The sequence below is a fragment of the Pseudomonas berkeleyensis genome, from assembly GCF_014109765.1.
Classification (GTDB): domain Bacteria; phylum Pseudomonadota; class Gammaproteobacteria; order Pseudomonadales; family Pseudomonadaceae; genus Aquipseudomonas; species Aquipseudomonas berkeleyensis.
In genome coordinates, this window is sequence record NZ_CP059139.1 from 4,589,215 (window position 1) to 4,608,962 (window position 19,748).

The following is a 19,748-nucleotide window of genomic DNA, read 5'->3' on the forward strand; positions in this document are numbered from 1 at the left end:
GTGCGCGATCCTTAGAAATAGCCCTGACGTTTCTTTTCTTCCATCGACCCGGCGGCGTCGTGATCGATCACGCGGCCCTGGCGTTCGGAAGTACGGGTCAGGAGCATTTCCTGGATGATGTCCGGCAAGGTGGCAGCCGTGGACTCCACCGCGCCGGTCAGCGGGTAGCAGCCCAGGGTGCGGAAACGCACCATCTTCTTGGTGATGCGTGCTTTCTCTTCATCGGACAGGTGTTCGAGGATGCGCTCGTCGTCGATCATGATCAGCGTGCCGTTCTTCTCGATCACTTCACGCTCGGCGGCGAAGTACAGCGGCACGATTGGAATCTGTTCCAGGTAGATGTACTGCCAGATATCCAGCTCGGTCCAGTTCGACAGCGGGAAGACGCGAATCGACTCACCCTTCTTCACCTTGCCGTTGTACACGTTCCACAGCTCGGGACGCTGATTCTTCGGATCCCAGCGGTGCTTGCTGTCACGGAAGGAGTAGACACGCTCTTTGGCGCGCGACTTCTCTTCGTCGCGACGCGCACCACCGAAGGCGGCGTCGAAGCCGTATTTGTCCAGCGCCTGCTTGAGGCCTTCGGTCTTCATCACGTCGGTGTGCTTGGCACTGCCGTAGGTGAAGGGGTTCATGTCCTGCGCCACACCATCGGGGTTGATGTGGGTGATCAGATCCAGGCCCATCTCGCTGACCATCTTGTCGCGAAAGCTGTACATCTCCTGGAACTTCCAGCGCGTGTCGACGTGCATCACCGGAAACGGCAGCTTGCCGGGAAAGAACGCCTTGCGTGCCAGATGCAGCATCACGGCGGAATCCTTACCGATGGAATAGAGCATCACCGGGTTGTCGAATTCGGCGGCCACTTCACGAATGATGTGGATACTTTCCGCCTCGAGCTGTTTCAAGTGCGTCAGTTTGTCGAGCATGGCTACTCACGGGATAACGATATTATTCAGGCCGACGGGCCTTGGACGAGCGCGCACTCTAGCACAGCGCTCTCTTCTATTCAGGGCGGCACTTAGATCGAAACGATCTAGCTTTATGCCTGGAGGAAAGCCCTGTTCAGAACCTGTTCACGATCTCTCGAGCTAGAGCTATACAGGGCGCAACGACCAGCGGGAGTAACAGCCAAAGGCTGGCCCGAAGGGCGAGCGCCGGCGAGTCAAACAGGCGAGGAGCGCTCGGGGTCGCGCTCGACTTTACGAGTTATAAATGAGCGATCCGAGCCTGCTTTTAACGCAGTAGAACCGACACGCAGCAGATCGTGAGCAGGTTCTCAGACCGGATTTGGGCAGTCGATAAAAAGGTGTTCCAGCGCGAAGCGGCGCGCCAGATAATCGCCCAACGCCTGCACACCGTAACGCTCGGTAGCGTGGTGACCAGCGGCGATGAAGCTCAGACCGTTCTCGCGTGCACTGTGGAAGGTCTGCTCGGAAGCCTCGCCAGTCAGGTACAGATCAACGCCAGCAGCGACAGCCGTATCGATATAGCCCTGCCCGCCCCCCGTGCACCAGCCGACACGGCGAATCAGCCCCTCGCCTTCGATCAACAAGGGTTCACGCCCTAGCACCTGCTGCACATGGCGAGCAAAATCCTGCGCACTCATTGGTTCTTCCAGCGAACCCACCAGGCCCACGGTGCGCGGATTCTCCGGCTCCAGCGGCCCTTCGACGACGATACCGAGCTGACGCGCCAGCTGCACGTTGTTGCCCACTTCGGGATGCACGTCCAGCGGCAGATGATAGGCCAGCAGACTGATCTCATTGGCCAGCAACGCCTTGAGCCGACGCTGCTTCATACCGGTAACGCAGGGGTTTTCACCCTTCCAGAAATAGCCGTGATGAACCAGCAGAACATCGGCTTCGGCCTCGATGGCTGCTTCGATCAGTTCCTGGCTCGCCGTGACACCACTGACAATTCGACTCACCTGCGGACGGCCTTCGACCTGCAGCCCATTCGGGCAGTAATCACTGATGCGCGACGCGTTCAGAAAAGCGTCAGCTTCTCCCACTAATGTGGTCAGGGCAATGGCCATGAAGATTCCTCTCAAGCTGTTGCGGGCCGCTGCCTTATTGGCGAGCACCTCACTATAATGCGCCACCTTAAGGGTCACCTTTGGCCCTCGCAACCCTCAGGATTGTCTCGATGCCCCAGGCACTGCGTTTTCTCGGTTGGCCCTTGCTGGTCGGCGTGCTGCTGGCCCTGTTGCTGATTCAGCAATACCCCGAATGGGTCGGTCTGCCACGGCAGGAAGTGCAACTGGTGCAGGCCCCCATCTACAGTCGCTTGCAGGAAGGCCCGGTGTCCTATGCCGAGGCCGTGGACACCGCGTCGCCAGCCGTCGCCAACCTGTACACCACCAAGCTGGTGAGCAAACCCGCCCACCCATTGTTCGAAGACCCGACCTTCCGCCGCTTCTTCGGCGACAACCTGCCCCGCCAGCAGCGCATGGAGTCGAGCCTTGGCTCGGCGGTGCTGATGAGCCGTGAAGGCTACCTGCTGACCAACAACCACGTGGTCAGCGGCGCCGACCAGATCGTCGTGGCACTGAAAGACGGTCGCGAAACCCTGGCCCGGGTGATCGGCAACGACCCGGAGACCGATCTGGCGGTACTGAAGATCGACCTGCCGAATCTGCAGGCAATCACCCTGGGCCGCTCCGACAGCATACGCATCGGTGACGTCACCCTGGCGATCGGCAACCCCTTCGGCGTCGGCCAGACCGTGACCATGGGCATCATCAGCGCTACCGGGCGTAACCAGTTGGGCCTCAATACCTACGAAGACTTCATCCAGACCGACGCCGCGATCAACCCAGGAAACTCTGGCGGCGCGCTGGTCGATGCCCACGGCAACCTGGTGGGGATCAATACCGCGATTTTCTCCAAGTCTGGGGGCTCGCAAGGCATCGGTTTCGCCATCCCGGTCAAACTGGCGATGGAAGTGATGCAGGCGATCATCGAGCACGGCCAGGTGATCCGCGGCTACCTGGGCGTCGAAGTACAACCGCTGACGCCCGAACTGGCCGAGTCCTTTGGCCTCGATGGCCGCCCAGGCATCGTCGTCGCCGGCGTTTACCGCGACGGACCGGCACAGCGTGCAGGACTGCAACCGGGCGACCTGATCCTCAGCATCGACGGCGAACCCGCCAGTGATGGCCGCCGCTCGATGAACCAGGTGGCACGCACCAAGCCAGGCGACAAGATTCGCATCGAAGTGCTGCGCAATGGCAAGCAGCTGCAGCTGACCGCCGAAATCGGCATCCGCCCGCCAGTCAACGACAACTGAGTTTCATGCAACGAAAAAGCCGGCATTACGCCGGCTTTTTTATGTTCTGCTGCAAGCAGTCGTGGGGCGTCAGAGCCCCTGCAATGCATCCAGCAGCGCCTGATTCTGCTCCGGCGTACCAATGGTGATACGCAGGAACTGAGCGATGCGCTGCTGCTTGAAGTGCCGCACAATCACGCCCTGCTCGCGCAAGCCCGCCGCCAGCGTGGCCGCATCCTTGCCTGGATGACGAGCGAAGACGAAATTCGCCGCCGAGGGCAGTACCTCGAACCCCAGAGCCTGCAAACCGGCAACCACCACCTCGCGACTGTCAATCACCTGCTTGCAGGTCTTCTCGAAGTAATCACGATCCTCGAACGCCGCAGCCGCACCAACGATGGCCATGCGGTCGAGCGGATAGGAGTTGAAGCTGTTCTTGATCCGCTCCAGCGCCTCGATCAGATCCGGATGACCGACCGCAATGCCGACGCGCAGACCAGCCAGCGAACGCGACTTGGACAGGGTCTGGGTGACCAGCAGATTCGGGTACTTGTCGACCAGGCTGATGGCCGTCTGGCCACCGAAGTCGATGTAGGCTTCATCCACCAGCACCACGGAGTCCGGGCTACCCTGCAGCAGACGCTCGACGGCATCGAGCGGCAACAGGCAGCCAGTCGGCGCATTGGGGTTGGGGAAGATGATGCCGGCATTCGGACGCGCGTAATCCTCGACACGAATCTGGAAGTCATCATCCAGCGGCAGCGCCTCGTAGTCGATGCCGTAAAGCCCGCAATAAACCGGGTAGAAGCTGTAGGTGACGTCCGGGAACAGCAACGGCTTGCCGTGCTGGAACAGACCATGGAAAGCGTGCGCCAGCACCTCGTCGGAGCCATTGCCGACGAATACCTGGCTGGTCTGTACGCCGTAATAGTCAGCGACCGCCTGCTTCAGACGGTCGCTGTTGGGATCCGGGTACAACCGCAGATTGTCGCTCAGCTCGGCCTGCATGGCCGCGATGGCCTTCGGCGACGGGCCATAGGGGTTCTCATTGGTGTTGAGCTTGACCAGCTTGCTCAGCTTGGGCTGCTCACCTGGTACGTAAGGCACCAGGTCTTTGACGAAGGGGCTCCAGAATTTGCTCATCTGCCCTTCTCTCCTCGAATGCGTAGGGTGCGCTGTGCGCACCACGGATAATCAACAGGCGCGCGTGACGCGCCCTACATCACTTGATTCGGTACTCGGCGCTGCGCGCATGCGCGGTCAGCGACTCGCCACGGGCCAGCACCGAGGCGCTCTTGCCCAGCTCCGACGCGCCATCCGGCGAGCAGAAGATGATCGACGAGCGCTTCTGGAAGTCATAAACCCCCAGCGGCGAGGAAAAACGCGCGGTGCCAGAGGTCGGCAGCACGTGATTCGGGCCAGCCACGTAGTCGCCCAAGGCTTCTGCGGTGTAACGGCCCATGAAGATCGCGCCGGCGTGGCGAATCTGCGGCAGCCAGGCCTCCGGGTCAGCCACCGACAGCTCCAGGTGTTCTGGGGCGATACGGTTGGCCACTTCAATGGCCTGCGCCATATCGGCCACCTGAATCAACGCGCCACGACCTTCCAGCGAGGTGCGGATGATCTCGGCACGTTCCATGGTCGGCAGCAGCTTGGCGATGCTTTCAGCGACGCGGTCAAGGAAGTCGGCATCAGGGCTGACTAGGATCGACTGAGCGTCCTCGTCGTGCTCGGCCTGGGAGAAGAGATCCATGGCGATCCAGTCCGGATCGGTCTGGCCATCGCAGACCACAAGAATCTCGGAAGGCCCGGCAATCATGTCGATGCCGACCTTGCCGAACACGTGGCGTTTGGCGGTGGCGACATAGATGTTGCCGGGGCCGACGATCTTGTCCACCGGCGGCACGCTCTCGGTGCCATAGGCCAGCGCAGCGACGGCTTGAGCACCACCGATGGTGAAGACGCGATCGACACCAGCGATAGCGGCGGCAGCGAGGACGATTTCGTTGATCTCGCCGCGCGGAGTCGGCACCACCATCACCACCTCGGGCACGCCGGCGACCTTGGCCGGAATGGCATTCATCAGCACCGACGACGGATAGGAGGCCTTGCCACCCGGCACATACAGACCGGCACGATCCAGCGGGGTGACCTTCTGGCCCAGCACGGTGCCGTCGGCTTCGGTGTAACGCCAGGAATCCTGTTTCTGCTTTTCGTGGTAGCTGCGCACGCGCTCAGCCGCCACTTCAAGCGCCTGGCGTTGCTCGACGCTGATGCGGGTCAGGGCCAGTTCCAGACGCTCACGCGGCAGGATCAGATCGGCCATGCTGGCGACTTCAAGAGCATCGAAACGCTGGGTGTATTCGACCAGGGCGGCGTCGCCACGCTCACGCACGGCCTGGATGATTTCCAGTACACGCTGGTTGACGCCATCGTCAGACACACTCTCCCAGCTCAGCAGATGATCCAGGTGTCGGGCGAAGTCCTGGTCAGCGGCGTTGAGTCGGCGAACAGCGATGGGAGCGGTCATGGCAAAGCCTCGTGTAATGGCGAATCTCAGGCGCCGCTAGAGTAGCAAGCCCACCGTGCGGGCACCTGAGAATTTGGCTATGACACGGATAGGCGCGCGCGGCATTTCGCCGCGCGAAAGGTATCAGTGCGAATGTCGCGCCTCGACGGCGCCACGCAGAGTTTCGATCAACGCCTGGATGCGCGCGTGCTGCATCTTCATCGACGCCTTGTTGACGATCAGCCGCGAGCTGATCGTAGCGATCATTTCCTGCGGTTCAAGACCGTTGGCACGCAGGGTGTTGCCGGTATCGACCACGTCGATGATCTTGTCAGCCAGCCCCACCAGCGGCGCCAGCTCCATCGAGCCGTACAGCTTGATGATGTCGACCTGACGGCCCTGCTCGGCATAGTAGCGCTTGGCGACGTTGACGAACTTGGTGGCCACGCGCAGACGCCCTTTCGGCTCCGGCGCACCGACCTTGCCGGCAGTCATCAGCTTGCACTTGGCGATCTGCAGATCCAGCGGTTCGTAGATTCCCTGACCACCGTACTCCATCAGCACGTCCTTGCCGGCCACACCGAGGTCGGCCGCACCATGCTCGACATAGGTCGGCACATCGGTGGCGCGCACGATCAGCAGGCGAACGTCATCCTGCGTGGTGGGGATGATCAGCTTGCGGCTCTTGTCCGGATTTTCGGTCGGTTCGATACCGGCCGCCGCCAACAGCGGCAGGGTGTCATCGAGAATACGGCCTTTGGACAGGGCGATGGTTAGCATGAAACGGTTCCTTGAACGGAAGTGGCCGCTCCGACTCAGGAGCGGCCATACGGCGATGAGGGCTTAACCCGGAACGCGACGGATCTTGGCACCCAGCAATTGCAGTTTTTCCTCGATGCACTCGTAACCACGGTCGATGTGGTAGATGCGGTCGATCAGCGTATCGCCATCAGCCACCAGTGCAGCCAGCACCAGACTGGCGGAGGCTCGCAGATCGGTCGCCATGACCGGAGCGCCCTTGAGTTTCTCCACCCCGGTAACGATGGCAGTGTTGCCCTCGACCAGGATGTTGGCGCCCATGCGCAGCATCTCATAGACATGCATGAAACGGTTTTCGAAAACCGTTTCGATGATGGTACCAGTGCCTTCGGCAATGGCGTTCAGCGCGATGAACTGCGCCTGCATGTCGGTGGGGAATGCAGGATAAGGAGCGGTACGCAGGTTCACGGCCTTGGGGCGTTTGCCCTTCATGTCCAGCTCGATCCAGTCAGGGCCGGTGGTGATTTCAGCACCCGCTTCCTGAAGCTTGACCAGAACGGCTTCCAGCGTGCTCGGATCGACGTCCTTCAACTTGACCCGACCACCGGTGACGGCAGCGGCAACCAGATAGGTACCGGTCTCGATACGATCCGGCATGACGTTGAAGCGAGCACCGTGCAGACGCTCGACGCCATCGATGATGATGGTGTCGGTACCAGCGCCCTGAATCTTCGCACCCATGGCGATCAGGCAGTTGGCCAGGTCGACAACCTCGGGCTCACGCGCGGCGTTCTCCAGAACGGAGCGCCCCTTCGCCAGGGCCGCGGCCATCATGATGTTCTCGGTGCCGGTCACACTGACCACATCGAAGAAGAAGTGCGCGCCGCGCAGGCCGCCTTCCGGCGCCTTGGCCTTTATGTAGCCGCCTTCGACATCGATGATCGCGCCCATGGCTTCAAGGCCACGGATGTGCAGGTCGACCGGGCGCGAACCGATGGCGCAACCGCCAGGCAGCGCCACTTCGGCTTCACCGAAGCGAGCGACCATCGGGCCGAGCACCAGGATCGAAGCGCGCATGGTCTTGACCAGTTCGTAAGGCGCGACCAAGGTCTTGATCGCACGCGCATCGACTTCCACCGCCAGTTTCTCGTCGATAACCGGCTCGATGCCCATACGACCGAACAGCTCGATCATGGTGGTGATGTCGTGCAGGTGCGGCAGGTTGCAGATAGTGACAGGCGCATCGCCCAGCAGAGTCGCTGCAAGAATCGGCAGGGCAGAGTTTTTCGCCCCGGAAATGCGGATTTCGCCATCGAGGCGAGCGCCACCGGTAATGATCAGTTTATCCATAGGAATCTCGTTGCCCGCAGGCTCAGGAACGCGCGGCCCAGTCGGCCTGGCTGAAGAATTTCATGGTCACGGCGTGGATGCTGCCATCGGCGATCCAGGCATTGAGGTGGGCATAGATCTGTTGCTGACGCTTGACCGGGCTGAGAGCGGCCAGCTCGTCGCTGATCAGGTTGAGCTGGAAGTTGCAGCCTTCGCCTTCCACTTCGACCTGGGTATTCGGGAGTTTTTCCTCTAGGAGGCTTTTTACTTCTGCAGCCTGCATGCTCGACCTCGACTGACGCATTCGGGCACCTGAGCCCGCGGGTCGGCCATCATACAAAAAAGCCCCCCGCCTGCGAACCCCGCACATAGCGGCGCTGACGGAACGCCAGAAAAAATCGACGCCAGGGCAGACTCAGGAGCGAGGCGAACAGCCCACCTCGCCATGCCGGAGTCGCCCCCGCTAAGCCTCATTGGAACACCTGCGGCGGACTGCTGCGCGAGTACGCCCTACTCACCTCGGTCTTGCTACGATTCCAGCGGCAACACGTCCAGCAGGCCACTGACCTGAGCGATCTGGCGCATGTCCTTGGGCAGCGCACTGATCGACAGTTCACGCCCGGCCTTGCGCGCATCACGCGTGAACGCCAGCAGCAGCGCCAAACCAACGCTGCTGGACTTCTCCACAGCGCTACAGTCGAGCGCCAGGCGCGCCACAGGGCTGGTGGCAATCAGCCGCGCACCCTTTTCACGCAGCAACGGGCCGGTGCTGTAGTCCAGCACACCTGCGAGCTGCAATTGCCCAGGTGCACGCTCGGTGATGCTCGCCTGGCTCACGACTCGCCCCGAGCCTGACGTGCCCTGGCCACGGTATCGGCCCAGGTGTCGATGACCTTGTCCAGGTCGTTGCGGTTGCTCTGCATCGACTGGGCGAACTGGTCACGGAACAGCTTGCCGATGTTGATGCCGTTGATCACCACGTTACGCAGCTTCCAGGTGCCATCGAGCGACACCATGGTGTAGGACAGCGGATAGACGGCGCCCTTGCCGTCACGAATTTCCATGCCGACCGAAGTACGATCGCCCTCCGCCTTGCCACTGCCCGGCAGCACGCGAATGTCCTGGTTGTTGTACTCGAGCAGGGCGTTGCCGTAGAACTGCATCAGGCTGCGTTTGAAGTTCTCCTGGAAGCGGCTCATCTGCTCCGGCGATGCCTGGCGCGAATAGCGCACGGTCATCACACCACGGGAAATACCGTCGACATCGACCACCGGACCAAGAATGTCATTGAGCGACTGGTAGAAAGCGTTCGGATCGCTGCGGTAGCGATCCTTGTTGGCCTTGAGGTCAGCCAGCAGGGTGTCGGTGGTCTGCTGCACCACCTCATGCGCACTCGGTGCAGCCAGGGCCAGCAATGGCATGGCAGCCAGGAGCGCCAGCAGGGAATTACGCACGGTTTTGAACATGTCAGGAGCCCTCATCAATTGGCTTCATCTTTATTGACCGAATTGAGCAGGAATTTGCCAATCAGGTCTTCCAGCACCAGCGAGGACTGCGTGTCGTGGATAGTGCCGCCGTCCTTGAGCACCTCCTCGTCACCACCAACGCTGATGCCGATGTATTTTTCGCCGAGCAGACCTGCGGTCAGAATCGACGCAGTGGAATCGTCAGGCAGGTTATTGACGCTACCATCGAGCTCCAGGGTCACCCGCCCCATGTAACTGTCACGATCCAGATCGATGGCAGTAACCTTGCCAATAGTCACCCCGGCCATGGTCACCTTGGAGCGCACGGTCAGCCCGGCGATGTTGTCGAAATAGGCGTAGACCTTGTACGTGTCACCGGCGCTGCCGACGCTCAGGCCACTGACGCGCAGGGCCAGCAGCAGCAGGGCCAGCACTCCGGCCATGAGAAACAGGCCGACACCAATCTCCAGCGTGCGGTTTTGCATCAGAAATCTCCAAACATCAAAGCGGTCAGAATGAAATCCAGGCCGAGCACGGCCAGCGAGGCATACACCACGGTACGCGTGGTCGCACGACTGATACCCTCGGACGTGGGCTCGCAGTCATAGCCCTGGAACACGGCGATCCAGGTCACCACGAAAGCGAAGACGATGCTCTTGATCACGCCATTGAGCACATCGTCATAGAAGGAAACACTGTTCTGCATATTGGCCCAGAACGAGCCCTCGTAGACACCCAGCCAGTCCACCGCGACCATGGCACCGCCCCAGATGCCGACCACGCAGAAAATCATCGACAGCAGCGGCATCGAGATGAACCCCGCCCACAAGCGTGGCGCGACGATGTATTTGAGCGGGTCGACACCGATCATTTCCAGGCTCGAGAGTTGCTCGGTGGATTTCATGTTGCCGATCTCGGCAGTCAGCGCCGAGCCGGCACGTCCAGCGAACAGCAGCGCGGTGACGACCGGCCCCAGCTCACGCAACAGAGTCAGGGCGACCATCTGCCCGACCGCCTGCTCGGAACCGTAACTGACTAGGATGTTGTAACCCTGCAGCGCCAACACCATGCCGATGAAGATGCCGGAAACGACGATGATCGCCAGCGACATGACCCCGACGGCGAACAACTGCTTAATCAACAGTTGCAGCGGCTTGCCAGCGCGACTGCGCCCGAACAGCGCGCCCATCAGAAACAGCACCGAGCGCCCCAGCGTCGCCACCACATCGATACCCGCACGACCGAACAGACGCAGCCGTTCGAGCGGTGAAATTCTGCGCATCAACCTCTCCCCAACAGATCTTCGCGATAGTCCGGCGCTGGAAAATGGAAAGGCACCGGGCCATCCGGTATGCCTTTCATGAACTGGCGAATGCGCGGGTTATCCGACTCCATCAACTCGGCAGGCGTGCCTTGCCCCAACACCTGCGCATCACCGACGACATAGATGTAGTCGGCAATGCTGGCGGTTTCCGCCAGGTCATGGGACACCACCACGCTGGTGATACCCAACGCGTCGTTGAGCAGGCGAATCAGGCGCACCAGAACCCCCATGGCAATCGGATCCTGGCCGACGAACGGCTCGTCATAGAGCAGAATCTGCGGATCCAGGGCAATCGCTCGCGCCAATGCCACACGGCGCTTCATGCCGCCGGACAATTCATCGGGCATCAGTTCGATGGCGCCGCGCAAGCCCACCGCCTGCAGTTTGAGCAGGACAATGTCACGAATCATTTCTTCAGGCAGTTGAGTGTGTACGCGCAAGGGGAAGGCGACGTTCTCGAACACATCGAGATCGGTGAACAGCGCACCACTCTGGAACAACACCCCCATCTGCTTGCGCATGTCGAACAGGGCATCGCGCGACAATTGCGGCAGATTGACACCATTGACCAGGACGTTGCCCTGCGAAGGCCGCAATTCGGCAGCGATCAGGCGCAGCAAGGTGGTCTTACCGCAGCCGGAAGGCCCCATGATGCCGGTCACCTTGCCGCGTGGAATGCGGATGTCGACCTTGTCGAAGATCGCCCGCGTGCCACGCTGAAAGCTGACGCCCTGCAACTCGATCGCGTACTCGTGCTCGGCGCTCATCTGAACTCCTTGAAAATCAGGCCTTCCTGGCAGACGCCGCCTCCACAAGCGAGGACACGCAGCTGTCAGAGGGGCCGAAATGGCCGCGGACTATAGCATTTGCTGGAGATAGCGCCCAATAGCGGCCCACCGCAGCGTTCAGACTTGCGACAGCTTCGCCATTAGAGCGACTCAGCAAAGGTGAGCACTGCTGTCTTTTCTCGTTATAATCCCCGTCTTTTTTCGCCTAACAGCTCAGTTCAATGAACCAGACTCGCGACCTGATTGCCTCCGCCCAACGCACCATCCGCCTCGAAATCGAAGCGGTGCAGGAGCTTTTGCCCCGTATCAACGCGGACTTCGTCAAGGCATGCGAGTTGATCCTAAGCTGCAAGGGGCGCGTGGTCGTGGTCGGCATGGGTAAGTCGGGCCATATCGGCAACAAGATCGCCGCAACGCTGGCCAGCACCGGTACCACGGCCTTTTTCGTTCATCCCGCCGAGGCCAGTCACGGCGACATGGGCATGATCACCAAGGATGACATCGTCCTGGCCCTGTCCAACTCCGGCACGACTTCCGAAATCGTCACCCTGCTGCCGTTGATCAAGCGCCTGGGAATCCGCCTGATCAGCATGACCGGCAACCCCGAGTCGACATTGGCCAAGGCCGCCGAGGTCAACCTTGACGCTCGCGTCTCCGAGGAAGCCTGTCCGCTGAACCTGGCCCCGACATCCTCGACGACCGCCAGCCTGGTTCTCGGCGATGCCCTGGCCATTGCCCTGCTGGAAGCCCGCGGCTTCACCGCTGAAGACTTCGCCTTCTCTCACCCTGGCGGAGCGCTGGGCCGCCGCTTGCTGCTCAAGGTTGAGAACGTCATGCACAGCGGTGAAAGCCTGCCCCAGGTCAAACGCGGAACCAGCCTGCGGGACGCACTGCTGGAAATGACCCAGAAAGGCCTGGGCATGACCACCGTCATAGAAAACGACGGCCACCTGGCCGGAATATTCACCGACGGTGACCTGCGCCGCGCACTGGACAAGGGCATCGATGTACGCCATGCACAGATCGACGAAGTGATGACCCCGCATGGCAAGACCGTTCGCGCCGAAATGCTCGCTGCCGAGGCCTTGAAGATCATGGAAGACAACAAGATCAGCGCGCTGGTGGTGGTCGACGCCGACGATTACCCCGTCGGTGCCTTCAACCTCGGCGATCTGCTGCGTGCAGGAGTAATGTGATGAACGACCTTCTGCAACGCGCCCGCGCCGTCAAACTGGCGATCTTCGACGTCGATGGCGTACTCACCGATGGTCGCCTGTACTTTCTCGAAGACGGCAGCGAGTTCAAGACCTTCAACACCCTCGACGGCCATGGCATCAAGATGCTGATCGGCTCGGGCGTGCGCACCGCCATCATCAGCGGCCGCAAGACCCCCGTGGTCGAGCGCCGCGCCAACAACCTCGGCATCCAGCACCTGTTCCAGGGCCGCGAAGACAAGCTCGTCGTTCTCGACGGCCTACTTGCCGAACTCGGCCTAAGCTATGAGCAGGTGGCCTATCTCGGCGACGACCTGCCGGATCTTCCGGTGATCCGCCGAGTCGGATTGGGCATGGCCGTGGCCAGCGCAGACAGCTTCGTCCGTCAGCATGCCCATGGCGTGACCCAGGCGCGCGGCGGTGACGGTGCGGCACGGGAATTCTGCGAACTGATCATGCGTGCCCAGGGCACGCTGGATGCGGCACAAGCCGCCTACCTGTAGAGCACAGCATGCTGCGTAAAGCCCTCAATACCCTGATCTTCGTTCTGATCGCCGGCGCCGTGGCGGCGCTCGGCTACTGGAACATCGCGCCCGACAGCGCCCGACAGACTCAACAGGCCAGTGATGACGACGCCGTGGACTTCTACGTCCTCGGCGCGCACACCGTGCAGTTTCAGGATGACGGCAAGCTGCACTACCGCATGACCGCCGACAAGCTCGAGCACATCAAGAGCACCGACATTACTCTGATCGACACGCCCAAACTGGATCTGTACCGCGGCACCGAGCTGCCCTGGAAGGTCACCAGCCAGCGCGCCGAAGTTTCGCCTGGCGGCGTCGAAGTGGAACTGATCGACGACGTGCGCATCGCTCGCACCGACGCCAAGGGCCGCCCGACGATCATCACCAGCAGCCGCATGACCGTGATTCCTGACAAGGAATATGCGCAGACCGAGCAAGCCGTTAGAATCGAGGCCGCCAACGGGGTGACCACGGCACAAGGAATGAAAGCGTACTTGAATGACGGCCGGATGATCCTGCCGTCCAACGTAAGAGGCCAGCATGAGGTTCGTTAATACCCTCCCCCTGATTCTCAGCCTCGGCGCCGCATTGGGAAGCGCGGCTGCCTGGGCTCTGCCATCGGATCGCGACCAGCCGATCCGCATCCAGGCCGACAGCGCCGAACTGGATGACAAGCAAGGTGTAGCGGTCTATCGCGGCGACGTGATCATCACTCAGGGCACCCTGAAGATCACCGGCGATACCGTGACCATCACCCAGACCAACAGCGGTGACATCGATGTCTTCACCTCGGTGGGCAATCTCGCCTACTACGAGCAGAAGCCGGCCGTGGACAAGGACATCGTCAAGGCCTATGGCCGTACCATCCAGTACTTCGCCAGCAACGAGCGCATCGTGCTGATCGACCAGGCCAAGGTGATCCAGGAAGGCAATACCTTCGAAGGCGAGAAGATCGTCTACGATACCCGCCGCCAGATCGTCAACGCGGGTCGCGCCACCGGCACCAATGTCGCCACGCCACGCCCGCGTATCGACATGGTCATCCAACCGAAGAACAAACCCGCGGATCAGCAGCAGTAATGGCCATACTCAAAGCCCAACACCTGGCTAAAAGCTACAAAAGCCGCCAGGTCGTGCGTGACGTCAGCCTGAGCATCGAAAGCGGCCAGATCGTCGGACTGCTCGGCCCCAACGGCGCCGGCAAGACCACATGCTTCTACATGATCGTCGGCCTGGTGCGCGCCGATCAGGGCCGCGTGCTGATCGACGACCTCGACGTCAGCCATCAACCGATGCACGGCCGCGCTCGTGCCGGTATCGGTTATCTGCCTCAGGAAGCCTCGATCTTCCGCAAGCTCTCGGTGGCCGACAACATCATGGCCATTCTCGAGACGCGCAAGGATCTTGATCGCGCCGGCCGTCAGGCGGAGTTGGAAAGCCTGCTGCAGGAATTCCACATCCACCACATTGCCGATAGCCTCGGCATGAGCCTGTCCGGCGGTGAACGCCGCCGTGTGGAAATCGCCCGCGCCCTGGCGACCAATCCCAAGTTCATCCTGCTCGACGAACCCTTCGCAGGTGTCGACCCGATCTCCGTGGGCGACATCAAGCAGATCATCCATCACCTCAAGACCAAGGGCATCGGCATCCTGATCACCGATCACAATGTGCGCGAAACCCTGGATATCTGCGAAACGGCTTACATCGTCAACGACGGTCAACTGATCGCCGAAGGCGATGCCGAGACCATCCTCGCCAACCAGACGGTGAAAGAGGTTTACCTGGGGCACGAGTTCCGCCTGTAGGTCTGCGAGTATTTCACTACAGAAATATGGCAACCCCTAGGCAAAATCGACAACATCAGGCATATAATTTGCTTCCTGGCGGCGCTTCGGCGCCCTGATGTGGAAGGCGTAACTCGCCGGTAAATTAAGGTCTGCAATGAAACCATCGCTAGTCCTCAAGATGGGCCAGCAGCTGACGATGACCCCTCAGCTGCAACAGGCTATCCGCCTCCTCCAACTGTCCACCCTGGATCTGCAACAGGAAATCCAGGAGGCGCTGGAGTCCAACCCCATGCTCGAGCGCCAGGAAGAAGGCGACGACTTCGACAATAGCGACCCGATGGCCGACGGCGCCGAAAGCGCAACGCCCGCTACCCAGAGCAAGGAAGAGAGTTACCAGGAAACCGCTCCGACAGTGGACAACCTGGAAGAAGGCGATTGGGGCGAGCGTATTCCCAACGAGTTGCCGGTCGATACCGCCTGGGAAGACATTTACCAGACCAGCGCCAGCAGCCTGCCGAGCAATGACGACGATGAGTGGGATTTCACCACCCGCACCTCCAGCGGTGAAAGCCTGCAAAGCCACCTGCTCTGGCAACTCAACCTGGCGCCCATGTCGGACAAGGATCGGCTGATCGCTGCCACCCTGATCGACTGCATCAACAACGATGGCTACCTGGAGGAAACCCTCGAGGAAGTCACCGAATCCTTCGACCCCGAGCTGGATATCGAACTCGACGAAGTGGAAGTGGTGCTGCACCGCATCCAGCAGTTCGAGCCAGCGGGCATCGGTGCCCGCGACCTGCGTGAGTGCCTGCTGCTGCAACTGCGCCAGCTGCCTGCCAACACCCCGTGGCTGAACGAAACCCAGCGGGTGGTCAGCGACTACCTGGAAGTGCTCGGCAGCCGTGACTATGCCCAGTTGCTGCGGCGCATGAAGCTCAAGGAAGACGAGCTCAAGCAGGTCATCGACCTGATCCAGCGCCTCAACCCACGCCCGGGTTCGCAGATCGAATCCAGCGAACCGGAATACGTCGTGCCGGACGTCATCGTGCGCAAGCACAACGACCGCTGGCTGGTTGAGCTGAATCAGGAAGCCATGCCACGCCTGCGCGTCAACCCGCAGTATGCCGGCTTCGTCAAACGCGCCGACTCCAGCGCCGACAACACCTTCATGCGCAACCAGTTGCAGGAAGCACGCTGGTTCATCAAGAGCCTGCAGAGCCGCAACGAAACCCTGATGAAGGTCGCCACGCAGATCGTCGAGCACCAGCGCGGCTTCCTCGACTACGGCGACGAGGCGATGAAACCGCTGGTACTGCATGACATCGCCGAAGCGGTAGGCATGCACGAGTCGACCATTTCACGCGTTACCACGCAGAAATTCATGCATACCCCGCGTGGTATTTACGAGCTGAAATATTTCTTCTCCAGCCACGTCAGCACCTCCGAAGGCGGTGAATGCTCGTCCACCGCGATCCGCGCGATCATCAAAAAACTGGTTGCAGCAGAAAACGCGAAAAAGCCGTTGAGCGACAGCAAGATCGCTGGTTTACTGGAGGCACAAGGCATCCAAGTCGCCCGCAGGACGGTTGCCAAATACCGTGAATCCCTCGGTATAGCGCCCTCCAGCGAACGCAAGCGACTGATGTAGGCCAAGGAGGCGACCTGCCTCCAAGCCAACGTGTTCCGGTGGCGGATTCTCATGGAATCCGTCTCTTACACAAGGCAACAAGGAGAAAGCGGTATGCAAGTCAACATCAGTGGACATCAGCTGGATGTGACCGACGCCCTGCGTGACTATATCGGCGAGAAACTCGGCCGACTGGAACGTCACTTCGACAAGATCACCAATGTTCAGGTGACCATGGAGGTCGAAAAACTCAAGCAAAAGATCGAAGCCACCCTGCACATCGCTGGCGGCGAAGTCGTCGCCAACGCCGAGCACTCGGACATGTATGCAGCTATCGACCTGCTGGCCGATAAGCTCGACCGCCAACTCATCAAGCACAAGGAAAAGCAGCTCGACCGCCTGCAAGGCGCCACAGCCCGCTAACATCCATCCTTCATGATCCGACTTGAAAACATCCTGACCCCCGGCCGTTCCTTGGTGAACGCGCCGGGCGGCAGCAAAAAGCGCGTGCTCGAACAGATCGCCAACCTGATCGCGCGCGACCTGTCAGACCTGGATGCCCAGGATATCTTCGAAAGCCTGATTGCCCGCGAAAAGCTTGGCTCCACCGGCTTCGGCAACGGCATCGCCATTCCCCATTGTCGCCTGGAGGGATGCAGCGCACCGATCAGCGCGGTGCTGCACCTGGAAGCGGCCGTGGACTTCGACGCCATCGACGGCGCACCGGTCGACTTGCTGTTCGTCCTGCTGGTACCGCAGGCGGCAACCGACGCCCACCTCGAACTGCTACGCCAGATCGCCGGCATGCTCGAAAGCCAGCAGGTTCGTGAACGCCTGCGTCAGGCGGCGAACGGTGAAGAGCTCTACCGGCTGATAGTCGAGATTCAGAACGGTCAATGAGCATGCGCCTGATCATCGTCAGCGGTCGCTCCGGCTCGGGCAAGAGCACCGCCCTCGATGTGCTCGAGGACAATGGCTTTTACTGCATCGACAACCTGCCTGCCGGCCTGCTGCCGGATCTGGCCGAACGTTTTCTCCCGCACAGCGACATGCTGCTGCCGCAGGTAGCGGTCTCCATCGATGCCCGCAACCTGCTGAGCCAGTTGCGCCGCTTTCCCGAGCTGCTCGATGAAGTACGCAAACGCAACATCCGTTGCGACGTGTTGTACCTGGATGCCGAAGACGAAACCCTGCTCAAGCGCTTCTCGGAAACCCGCCGTCGCCACCCGCTGACCAATGACAATCGCTCATTGGCCGAAGCCATCGCCTACGAGAGCCAGTTGCTGGCGCCAATCACCGATCGTGCCGACCTGAAGATCGACACTACCCGCCTTAACCTCTACCAGCTGCGCGATACGTTGAAATTGCGCCTGCTCGGACAGACCCAGACGGGTACCGCCTTTCTCGTCGAATCCTTCGGTTTCAAACGCGGCATGCCGGTGGACGCCGACCTGGTATTCGATGCGCGCTGCCTGCCCAACCCCTACTGGAAACCCGAGTTGCGGGATTTTTCCGGGCTCGATCAACCGGTCATCGACTACCTCGCCGCGCAGCCGGAAGTGGAGGAGATGTACCAGGATATCCACGCCTATCTGGACAAGTGGCTGCCGCGTTTCGCTGCCAGCAACCGTGCCTACGTGACTATCGCCATTGGCTGCACGGGAGGCCATCACCGCTCGGTCTACCTGGCAAGCCGCCTGAGCGAAGCCCTGAAACAGTCATTGCAGAACGTCCAGGTTCGTCACCGCGACCTCAGTTAAGGAACCACAGCCGCGATGCCAGCCCGTGAAATCACCATCATCAACAAGCTCGGCCTGCATGCCCGTGCGGCAGCCAAGTTCGTCGGCGTTGCGAGCACCTATCCATGCCAGGTGCGCATCGGCCGCTCCCCGGAAAGCCTGGTGGACGGCAAGAGCATCATGGCGGTCATGATGCTCGCCGCCGGCAAAGGCACTGCCGTGCACCTGCATACCGAAGGTGCCCAGGAGCAGGAAGCGATGAACGCACTGGTCGGGCTGATCGAAAACTACTTCGACGAAGGGGAATAAAGCCGCTGGAAGCTTTTTAGCCAGCGGCGTCTATCGGCCTTCCCGCTTTTAAGGCGTAGGGTGGGCTTCAGCCCACCAAATTGGTGGCATTGTGCTGGTGCGACCTGGTGGGCTGAATTCCACCCTACGGTTCATACCTGCTCGTAGCCCTTTAGCTTCCAGCGCTTTCATCGGCTTTATCAGGCCAAGGCCGTATCCAGCACCATCATCAGACAAAAGCCGAACGCCACAGCCAGACTGGCATCGGCGCGGTGCCCATTGGCATGAGCCTCGGGAATGATCTCGTGGATCACGGCGAACAACATGGCCCCAGCAGCCAGCGCCAAGCCCCATGGCAACAGCACGTGCGACACGCCGACCAACCAGGCGCAGAGCACGGCGAATACCGGTTCCACCAATCCTGACGCAGCACCGATCAGAACAGCCTTGCCCCGCCCCATTCCCGCGCTGGCCAGCACCAGGGCGACGATCAGCCCCTCCGGTACGTCCTGCAGGGCGATGCCGATAGCCAGGCCATCGGCGCCACTCAGTCCCGCCCCTGCCGCTACGCCAACGGCCATGCCTTCGGGCACGTTGTGCAACATGATGGCAATGACGAACAGCAAAACCCCGGAGGCCAGGCCGTCCTGCGATCGATCAGACTCGCCGTGACGTTGTCGCTGCGCCAGCAGTCGGCCCAGCCCCAGCAGCGCCGCAGCTCCCAGCAACACACCGATACTGGCGAGCATGCCCGCGCTCCAGGGGCTGAAGCCCTGCTCGCTGGCGACCTCAAGCGCCGGTACCAACAGCGAAAACACTGTCGCTGCGAGCATCACGCCCCCGCCGAAGCCCAGCAACCGGCCGCGCCAACGCTCAGACAACTCGCCCATGAACAACACCGGCAAGGCACCGAGTGCCGTCCCGGTTGCGCATAGCAGGCCACCACGCAGCGCCCGCAACAGTTCAGGCTGCGCGTTCTGGTCGAGCATGACGAGCGCCTGGATGAGCAGCAACAGGCCGCCACACAGCAGAATCGTGCCACCGAGCAGATAGCGAAAAACCCGACCATGGAGGTCGGGCAAGGAAGTCAGCAAGGTTCGCATCCTGTTCACAATCCGCCT

At 61.0% G+C, this 19,748-nt stretch carries 24 protein-coding genes; 11 read left to right on the forward strand and 13 right to left on the reverse strand.

All coding sequences use genetic code 11. The annotated features are described in order from the left end of the window. Nucleotides 1–11 precede the first annotated feature (11 nt). Nucleotides 12–929, reverse strand: coding sequence for a sulfate adenylyltransferase subunit CysD (gene cysD, locus HS968_RS21250; protein WP_106737112.1), 918 nt, complete (start codon nucleotides 927–929; stop codon nucleotides 12–14). Between the two features lie 350 nt (nucleotides 930–1,279). After that, the gene (locus tag HS968_RS21255) at nucleotides 1,280–2,038 is read right to left on the reverse strand and encodes a Nif3-like dinuclear metal center hexameric protein (protein WP_182368578.1); all 759 of its coding nucleotides are present in this window, start codon (nucleotides 2,036–2,038) and stop codon (nucleotides 1,280–1,282) included. Nucleotides 2,039–2,148: 110 nt separating this feature from the next. Between HS968_RS21255 and algW the strand changes: the two genes are divergently transcribed. Then, nucleotides 2,149–3,291 carry a Do family serine endopeptidase AlgW gene (gene algW, locus HS968_RS21260; protein WP_182368579.1) on the forward strand — a complete coding sequence of 381 codons (1,143 nt, stop codon included), beginning with the start codon at nucleotides 2,149–2,151 and terminating at the stop codon, nucleotides 3,289–3,291. A 69-nt stretch (nucleotides 3,292–3,360) separates the two neighbouring features. On the opposite strand, the gene hisC is transcribed toward algW, so the two are convergent. The 10 genes from hisC to HS968_RS21310 all read right to left on the reverse strand — a co-directional run bounded on the left by hisC (nucleotide 3,361) and on the right by HS968_RS21310 (nucleotide 11,424). After that, on the reverse strand, nucleotides 3,361–4,413 hold the full coding sequence (hisC, locus tag HS968_RS21265; protein ID WP_182368580.1) for a histidinol-phosphate transaminase: 1,053 nt from the start codon (nucleotides 4,411–4,413) through the stop codon (nucleotides 3,361–3,363). A 79-nt stretch (nucleotides 4,414–4,492) separates the two neighbouring features. Further along, entirely contained in the window at nucleotides 4,493–5,800 is a 1,308-nt protein-coding gene (hisD, locus tag HS968_RS21270; RefSeq protein WP_179622573.1) for a histidinol dehydrogenase, read from the reverse strand. Between the two features lie 123 nt (nucleotides 5,801–5,923). After that, nucleotides 5,924–6,559, reverse strand: coding sequence for an ATP phosphoribosyltransferase (gene hisG, locus HS968_RS21275; RefSeq protein WP_182368581.1), 636 nt, complete (start codon nucleotides 6,557–6,559; stop codon nucleotides 5,924–5,926). Nucleotides 6,560–6,622: 63 nt separating this feature from the next. Next, the gene (gene murA, locus HS968_RS21280; RefSeq protein ID WP_119694522.1) at nucleotides 6,623–7,888 is read right to left on the reverse strand and encodes a UDP-N-acetylglucosamine 1-carboxyvinyltransferase; all 1,266 of its coding nucleotides are present in this window, start codon (nucleotides 7,886–7,888) and stop codon (nucleotides 6,623–6,625) included. A gap of 22 nt (nucleotides 7,889–7,910) precedes the next feature. Then, on the reverse strand, nucleotides 7,911–8,150 hold the full coding sequence (locus HS968_RS21285) for a BolA family protein (RefSeq protein ID WP_003459267.1): 240 nt from the start codon (nucleotides 8,148–8,150) through the stop codon (nucleotides 7,911–7,913). A gap of 245 nt (nucleotides 8,151–8,395) precedes the next feature. Beyond that, a complete protein-coding gene (locus HS968_RS21290) occupies nucleotides 8,396–8,704 on the reverse strand; it encodes an STAS domain-containing protein (RefSeq protein ID WP_182368582.1) in 309 nt (102 codons plus the stop codon). Further along, nucleotides 8,701–9,333 carry an MlaC/ttg2D family ABC transporter substrate-binding protein gene (locus HS968_RS21295; RefSeq protein WP_182368583.1) on the reverse strand — a complete coding sequence of 211 codons (633 nt, stop codon included), beginning with the start codon at nucleotides 9,331–9,333 and terminating at the stop codon, nucleotides 8,701–8,703. The genes HS968_RS21290 and HS968_RS21295 overlap by 4 nt, the downstream gene beginning before the upstream one ends. Nucleotides 9,334–9,347: 14 nt before the next feature. Next, nucleotides 9,348–9,818 carry an outer membrane lipid asymmetry maintenance protein MlaD gene (gene mlaD, locus HS968_RS21300; RefSeq protein ID WP_119694519.1) on the reverse strand — a complete coding sequence of 157 codons (471 nt, stop codon included), beginning with the start codon at nucleotides 9,816–9,818 and terminating at the stop codon, nucleotides 9,348–9,350. After that, nucleotides 9,818–10,615: a lipid asymmetry maintenance ABC transporter permease subunit MlaE gene (gene mlaE / locus HS968_RS21305; RefSeq protein ID WP_182368584.1), complete on the reverse strand. Its 798-nt coding sequence runs from the start codon at nucleotides 10,613–10,615 to the stop codon at nucleotides 9,818–9,820. Before mlaE ends, mlaD begins: the two co-directional genes overlap by 1 nt. Beyond that, nucleotides 10,615–11,424, reverse strand: a complete 810-nt coding sequence (locus tag HS968_RS21310; RefSeq protein WP_119694517.1) for an ATP-binding cassette domain-containing protein — start codon at nucleotides 11,422–11,424, stop codon at nucleotides 10,615–10,617. The genes mlaE and HS968_RS21310 overlap by 1 nt, the downstream gene beginning before the upstream one ends. Nucleotides 11,425–11,666: 242 nt before the next feature. Here HS968_RS21310 and HS968_RS21315 point away from each other — a divergent pair, with 242 nt between their 5' ends. From HS968_RS21315 to HS968_RS21360, 10 genes are all read left to right on the forward strand, one after another. After that, nucleotides 11,667–12,641 (forward strand): KpsF/GutQ family sugar-phosphate isomerase, encoded by a 975-nt coding sequence (locus tag HS968_RS21315; RefSeq protein ID WP_182368585.1) that lies wholly within the window; start codon nucleotides 11,667–11,669, stop codon nucleotides 12,639–12,641. Then, nucleotides 12,641–13,162 (forward strand): KdsC family phosphatase, encoded by a 522-nt coding sequence (locus HS968_RS21320; protein WP_106737125.1) that lies wholly within the window; start codon nucleotides 12,641–12,643, stop codon nucleotides 13,160–13,162. The genes HS968_RS21315 and HS968_RS21320 overlap by 1 nt, the downstream gene beginning before the upstream one ends. Before the next feature lie 8 nt (nucleotides 13,163–13,170). Continuing rightward, nucleotides 13,171–13,737 (forward strand): LPS export ABC transporter periplasmic protein LptC, encoded by a 567-nt coding sequence (lptC, locus tag HS968_RS21325; RefSeq protein WP_182368587.1) that lies wholly within the window; start codon nucleotides 13,171–13,173, stop codon nucleotides 13,735–13,737. Next, nucleotides 13,724–14,263 (forward strand): lipopolysaccharide transport periplasmic protein LptA, encoded by a 540-nt coding sequence (lptA, locus tag HS968_RS21330; protein WP_119694514.1) that lies wholly within the window; start codon nucleotides 13,724–13,726, stop codon nucleotides 14,261–14,263. Before lptC ends, lptA begins: the two co-directional genes overlap by 14 nt. Then, complete coding sequence (gene lptB / locus HS968_RS21335) at nucleotides 14,263–14,988, forward strand: LPS export ABC transporter ATP-binding protein (RefSeq protein ID WP_119694513.1); 726 nt, start codon at nucleotides 14,263–14,265, stop codon at nucleotides 14,986–14,988. The genes lptA and lptB overlap by 1 nt, the downstream gene beginning before the upstream one ends. Nucleotides 14,989–15,124: 136 nt before the next feature. Beyond that, entirely contained in the window at nucleotides 15,125–16,621 is a 1,497-nt protein-coding gene (locus HS968_RS21340; RefSeq protein ID WP_179622578.1) for an RNA polymerase factor sigma-54, read from the forward strand. A gap of 93 nt (nucleotides 16,622–16,714) precedes the next feature. Next, nucleotides 16,715–17,023 carry a ribosome hibernation-promoting factor, HPF/YfiA family gene (hpf, locus tag HS968_RS21345; protein ID WP_106737130.1) on the forward strand — a complete coding sequence of 103 codons (309 nt, stop codon included), beginning with the start codon at nucleotides 16,715–16,717 and terminating at the stop codon, nucleotides 17,021–17,023. 12 nt (nucleotides 17,024–17,035) lie between these two features. Continuing rightward, nucleotides 17,036–17,500, forward strand: coding sequence for a PTS IIA-like nitrogen regulatory protein PtsN (gene ptsN, locus HS968_RS21350; protein ID WP_182368588.1), 465 nt, complete (start codon nucleotides 17,036–17,038; stop codon nucleotides 17,498–17,500). A gap of 2 nt (nucleotides 17,501–17,502) precedes the next feature. Continuing rightward, on the forward strand, nucleotides 17,503–18,360 hold the full coding sequence (gene rapZ / locus HS968_RS21355; protein ID WP_106737132.1) for an RNase adapter RapZ: 858 nt from the start codon (nucleotides 17,503–17,505) through the stop codon (nucleotides 18,358–18,360). 15 nt (nucleotides 18,361–18,375) lie between these two features. Then, nucleotides 18,376–18,648: an HPr family phosphocarrier protein gene (locus tag HS968_RS21360; RefSeq protein ID WP_119694510.1), complete on the forward strand. Its 273-nt coding sequence runs from the start codon at nucleotides 18,376–18,378 to the stop codon at nucleotides 18,646–18,648. A gap of 179 nt (nucleotides 18,649–18,827) precedes the next feature. On the opposite strand, the gene HS968_RS21365 is transcribed toward HS968_RS21360, so the two are convergent. Continuing rightward, a complete protein-coding gene (locus tag HS968_RS21365; protein ID WP_182368589.1) occupies nucleotides 18,828–19,730 on the reverse strand; it encodes a ZIP family metal transporter in 903 nt (300 codons plus the stop codon). Nucleotides 19,731–19,748 lie beyond the last annotated feature (18 nt).